Source organism: Streptomyces sp. NPDC054863, assembly GCF_053610825.1.
Genome location: NZ_JBSGZD010000405.1, coordinates 1 through 5,530 on the forward strand (window position 1 = coordinate 1; position 5,530 = coordinate 5,530).

Below are 5,530 nucleotides of genomic sequence, written 5' to 3' on the forward strand. Positions count from 1 at the left end.
GGGCAGGGCGGTGACTCAAGCCTGCCCGGCGCGGCCCCGTTCCACGACCCACCGCTTCGGGTACGCCGCCTACCGCACCGGGCCGGACCTGCTGAGCCGTCCGGGCCACCAGGCCGTGCGCCCGATGTCCCGTACCAGCGCGGGAACCAGCAGCGAGCGCACGACCAGCGTGTCCAGCAGCACGCCGAAGGCCACGATGAACGCGATCTGGAGCAGGAAGGCCAGCGGGATCACGCCGAGGGCCGCGAAGGTCGCCGCCAGCACCACGCCCGCCGAGGTGATGACCCCGCCGGTCGCGGTCAGGCCGCGCAGGACACCCGCGCGTACACCGTGCACGAGGGACTCCTCCCGCACCCGGGACATCAGGAAGATGTTGTAGTCCACGCCGAGGGCGACCAGGAACACGAACCCGTACAGCGGGACCGAGGAATCCGTGCCGCTCATGCCGAAGACGTGGCGGAAGACCAGGGCCGAAACACCCAGCGTGGCAAGGAAGTTGAGGGCGACCGTGGCCACCAGCAGCAGCGGCATCAGCAGTGAGCGCAGCAGCAGCGCCAGGATGACCAGGATGATCGCGAGCACGACCGGCACGATGAGGATCCGGTCGTGCGCGGCGGCCCGCTGGGTGTCGAGCTGCTGGGCGGTGTACCCGCCGACGAGCGTGTCCTGAGCTCCCGGCAGGGCGCGCACCCGGTTGCGGAGCTCGGCCACCGCCTCCTTCGCGGCGTCGCTGTCGGTCGAGTCCTGGAGGGTCGCGTCGATGCGCACCCGGCCGTCCACGACCAGCGGCGGACCGCCTCCGGGCCGACCGGATGCGGTCACCGCCGCCGCTTCCGCGAAGCCCGGCGTCCGCCCGGCGGCGCTCACCACCGCGTCGGCCGCCGTCGCGTCGGTGACGACCACCACCGGATTGCCGGAGCCGCCGGGGAAGTGGGCGCCCAGGGTGCGCTGGGCGGCCACCGACGGGGCGTCGTTGACGAAGATCTCGTCGAGCGGCACACCGCGGGAGGTGAGCGTCGGGGCGAACGCGGCACAGGCGAGCAGCCCGGCGAGCGAAAGCGCCCAGACCCGGCGCGGTGCCCGGTCCACGAGGGCGGCCACCCACTGCCAGAGCCTCGCGCTTCCGCCCACGGGGGAGAGGGCTTCGCCGCCCGTACGGGAGGGAGTTGTGCCGCCCGCGGGGGAGGGTGCTTCGCCGCCCGTACGGGGAGGGGTTTCGCCGCCCGAAGCGGCTGGGGCTTCGCCGCCCCTACCGGCAGCGGCACCGCCGTCGGTGCCCTTGTCCCGGGCGGGCCGGGGCTTGGCGGGCCAGTACGCCGCCCGCCCGAGCAGCGCCAGCACGGCGGGCAGGAAGGTCAGCGCGCTGAGCACCGCGCAGACGATGCCGATCGCCCCGACCGGCCCCAGCGCCCGGTTGTTGGTGAGGTCGCTGAGCAGCAGCGCGAGCAGCCCCAGCGCCACGGTCGCCGCACTGGCCGTGACCGGTCCCACCGACTGCCGCCAGGCGGCCCGTACCGCGGTGAAGCGGTCCTGCCCGTCGGCGAGTTCCTCACGGAAGCGGGCGGTCAGCAGCAGCGCGTAGTCGGTGGCCGCGCCGATCACCAGGATCGACAGGATGCCCTGCACCTGTCCGTCGACCCGCACCACGCCGTGATCCGCCAGGGCGTACACCACCGCGCTCGCCAGGCCCAGCGCGAAGACCGCGCCGACGATGATGAGGAGCGGCAGCAGCACGCTGCGGTACACCAGCAGGAGGATCAGGAGTACGGCGGCCAACGCCACCCCGAGCAACAGCCCGTCGATCCCCGCGAAGGCGTCCTTGAGATCCGCCTGGCCTGCCGCGGGCCCTGCCAACTGGACCGTTGTGCCCGGTACCTCACCCGCCGCCTGCTTGATGCGGCCGAGAGCGGGAGCGAGGCCGTCGCCGAGGTCGGGGCGCAGTTGTACGACGCCCTGGAGCGCCTGTCCGTCATTGGAGGGGAGGGCGGGGGAGGCCCGGCCGACGAGGCCGGGAGAGCCGTCGAGGGAGGCGAGCGCGCGGGTCGCGGCGGCCTGCCGCTCCTTGCCGATCTCGCCGTCGGCGTCCCCGGGCAGGGTCCAGACGACGACGGCGGGCAGGGTCTCGTCCTGGCGGAACGCCTTCCGCGCCTCGATCACCCGGGTCGATTCGGCGCTCTGCGGCAGGAAGGCGGCCTGGTCGTTGGTGGCGACATCGCCGAGCTTTCCGGCGAACGGCCCGAGCCCCGCACCGATGCCCAGCCAGGCGATCAGCAGGACCAGCGGAATCAGCAGGCGTGCGGAACGGGTGGCGGTGGTCATCGTGCTCCCGGTGCCGAGTGATGAGGCGTGACCCCAGAGGTCTGTGGCGCAGACCTCTGCGGCAGAGGCCTTCGCCCCCCTGCCTCTGCCCTTGTCTCCGCATATCTTCAGCAGAAACAATCTCAATGATTGAAATATATCGGAGGACGGGCTGTCGGCAGGGCTGTCAGGGGCGTGGCGCGCGCAGCTCGCCGAGCTCGGTGTTGAGATCGGTCAAGAAGCGCAGGACGAGAGCGAGTTCGTCGCCGTCGAACCGGGATCTGGTGTTCTCGGTCGCCCGGGCGAGCGGCAGGAAGTGGCTGCGGGCCGCCGACCGGGCACTCGGCTCGTAGTACAGGTGGACCACCCTGCGGTCCGTGCTCTCCCTGGAGCGGCGGATGTGTCCGGCGTTCTCCAGTCGGTCCAGGCACGCGGTCACCGCACCCGAGGTCAGCCCCAGGTGCTCGCGGAGTCGGCCGGGGGTGAGGGGCGTCTCGGAGTCCAGGACCGCGGCCAGGGCCTGGACGTCCGTGGCGTGCAGTCCCTGTTGGGCGGCGAAGGCGTGGATGAGGCGGTTGATCTCCCCGTTCATCCGGCGCAGTTGCATGGCGAAGGCCTGAAGATCCCCGCCGGAACCGCCGGGGCGCGGGGTGGCGGGGTCGGGTGAGGGGGCTGCCGGGGAGGTGTCTCGCGCATCTGTACTGGCCACGCGTTCAGCCTATAGAGCCGCATCGAGGGAGGTGGACGGAGAACTCCCGGGGCCGGGGTCGTGACGGCCAGGAGGCACCTGACCCCGGGTCCGTACGGATCACGGACGGAGCCGCGGGCCGCGGCAGCGGTCCTGACGCACTGTCGGGCGGAATGTCGGCCTCCCGTAACAGGAACCGACGCGACGCGTTGGCACTCATGCTTCACGGGGAACAGGGACGCGCGCAGCGATCGCTCGTCCCAGGTCCCGCGGCACACCCCAGGCGTGTGCCGTAGATCCGACGAGTACGAGTCCGAGAACGAGGAAGCCACGTGCCCCTTTCGACACACCGACGTCTGGCCCTGAGCGCCACCCTGATCGCCGCCCTCGCCGGCGGCCTCGCCCCCGCCACCGCGGCCTCCGCGGCAACGGCGGCACCCACGGCCCCCGCCGGTCCCACGGTCCCCGCCGTTCCCGCCCCCGACATGGACGGTGTGACCGCGGCCCTGAACGCCGCCATGGGCAACGGCGCTCCGGGCGCGATGGCCCGCTTCACCGGTCCCGAGGGCCTCCGTACGAGCACCGTCGGCGTCCGCGACCGCGTCTCCGGCGAGCCCATGGACACCCGGGCACGCTTCCGTATCGGCAGTGTCAGCAAGACCTTCTCCAGCGTCGTGCTGCTCCAGCTGGTCGACGAGAGACGGCTGGAGCTCGACGCGCCGGTCAACCGCTACCTGCCCGGACTGCTGCCCGACGACCGCATCACGGTCCGTCACCTGCTCACCCACCGCAGCGGCCTGGCCGACTACACCGACGCGATGTTCGCCCAGACCGTGCCCGGCTTCGAGGCCGTGCGCAACCGCGTCTTCAGCTACCAGGAGCTGGTCGACCTCTCGCTGGCCCTCCCGCGGACCACCGAGCCCGGTGCGGCCTACAAGTACTCCAACGCCAACTTCGTCGTCGTCGGCATGCTCATCGAGAAGGCCACGGGGACCTCGGTCGCCAAGCAGTACGAGCGGCGCATCTTCAAGCCCCTGAAGCTGCGGCACACCTCCTACGTCCACCCGGAGACCCGGATCGAGGGCACGCACGTGCGCGGCTACCTCCACCCCGACGAGGCGGGGGCGCCGCTCGTCGACTCCACGGAGCAGACCGTCTCCTGGGCCCGGTCGGCGGGCGCGGTCATCTCCGACCCGGCCGACCTGAACACCTTCACGACCGCGCTGATGAAGGGCAGGCTGCTCTCGCCCCGGATGCTGGACGCCATGACCACGGTCACCCCGACCGACGCCACCCAGACCCGGTTCTACGGGCTCGGGCTGCGCCGTTACGACCTGTCCTGCGGCGCCCAGGTGTACGGGCACACCGGCACCGTGCAGGGCTTCTACACGTACGCCTTCGCCACCCGTGACGGCCGGCGCGCGCTCTCCGCCATGGCGAACACCTCGAACCGGGGTGCGGCGAACACGGCGCTCGGCGGGACGCTGGAAGCGGCCTTCTGCGGGAAGAAGCCCGCGCCCGCGGCGTCGTCGGCCAAGGCGGCTCCGCGCATGCTCACCGGCCTCCCGGCGGAGGCCGACCTGCGCGAGCGCCGCTGACCCAGGCCGCCTCCGCGCAGGTGATCTCCTCGACAATCCGCTGCCCCTGCCGCCGGTGACCGTCGGCAGGGCGTGGCATCCCCGCCCCGCCGCCGACGGAGGCCACCGTCAGACCTTCATCGCGTACACGATCAGGTTGTCCAGCGTGTGCCCCTGAGCGTCGAACGCGCCGTCGCAGGTGATCAGTCGCAGCACGCGCCCCTCGGTGCGGCCGTAGACCCGCTCGGTGGGGAACGCCTTCTTGCCGACCGTCTCGCGGCCGGTGACCTTGAAGCGGATCTTCTTCCCCCCTTCGTCGCGGACGACGATGTCCGCACCGTCGGCGATCTTCTTCAGGTCGTGGAAGACGGCCCGCCCGTGGCGGGTGTCGTTGTGGCCGATCAGCACCGCAGGACCGCGCGCGCCCGGCACGGGACCACCGGAGTACCAACCGGTCGTCATGCCCTTGTCGGCAGGCGGCACTTCCACCGTGCCGTCGGTGTTGAGACCGAGCCGCATGACGTCGCTGTCGACCCCGATCGAGGGGATGGACACGTGCACGGGCGTCCCCGGGCGGGCGTCGTCGGAGGAGGGGGACGAGGAAGAGGGGGAAGAGGGGGAGGAGCGAGGAGGTGAGGTACGGGACGCGGGGTCGCTCGGCGACGGGTCGGCCTCGACAGCCGCCGCCGGACCGGATCCGGGCCGGGCGTCGACGACGGCGGCGGAACAGCCGGTCAGGGCGAACAGCGCGGTCGTACCCAGGCAGGCGAGGGTCAGCAGGACGGGGGGCCGGCCGGGCCGGGACGTACGGGACATGGGTGCAGGCTCCTGGAAAGGCCGACGGCCGGTGGGACGGCGACCCGTGCGGGACGCCGCCACCCCCCGCCCTCGGATCGGGTGGGTCAGCCGGCGCGCCCGTCGGCGGTCCCCCCGCCGCACACCACGGTGGGCGCCCCCGCGAGCCGGC

Annotated in this window: 4 protein-coding genes; 1 reads left to right on the forward strand and 3 read right to left on the reverse strand. The window is 72.5% G+C overall.

The features are described from left to right. Positions 1-69 precede the first annotated feature (69 nt). Both ACWGIG_RS36400 and ACWGIG_RS36405 read right to left on the reverse strand, forming a co-directional pair. Entirely contained in the window at positions 70-2,319 is a 2,250-nt protein-coding gene (locus tag ACWGIG_RS36400) for an MMPL family transporter (protein ID WP_453325999.1), read from the reverse strand. Positions 2,320-2,485: 166 nt separating this feature from the next. After that, the gene (locus tag ACWGIG_RS36405; RefSeq protein ID WP_453326000.1) at positions 2,486-3,007 is read right to left on the reverse strand and encodes a MarR family winged helix-turn-helix transcriptional regulator; all 522 of its coding nucleotides are present in this window, start codon (positions 3,005-3,007) and stop codon (positions 2,486-2,488) included. A 311-nt stretch (positions 3,008-3,318) separates the two neighbouring features. On the opposite strand from ACWGIG_RS36405, the gene ACWGIG_RS36410 reads away from it, so the two are divergent. After that, positions 3,319-4,584, forward strand: a complete 1,266-nt coding sequence (locus tag ACWGIG_RS36410) for a serine hydrolase domain-containing protein (protein WP_453326001.1) — start codon at positions 3,319-3,321, stop codon at positions 4,582-4,584. A 108-nt stretch (positions 4,585-4,692) separates the two neighbouring features. Here ACWGIG_RS36410 and ACWGIG_RS36415 read toward each other — a convergent pair whose 3' ends face one another. Continuing rightward, positions 4,693-5,379, reverse strand: coding sequence for a class F sortase (locus ACWGIG_RS36415; RefSeq protein ID WP_453326002.1), 687 nt, complete (start codon positions 5,377-5,379; stop codon positions 4,693-4,695). Positions 5,380-5,530 lie beyond the last annotated feature (151 nt).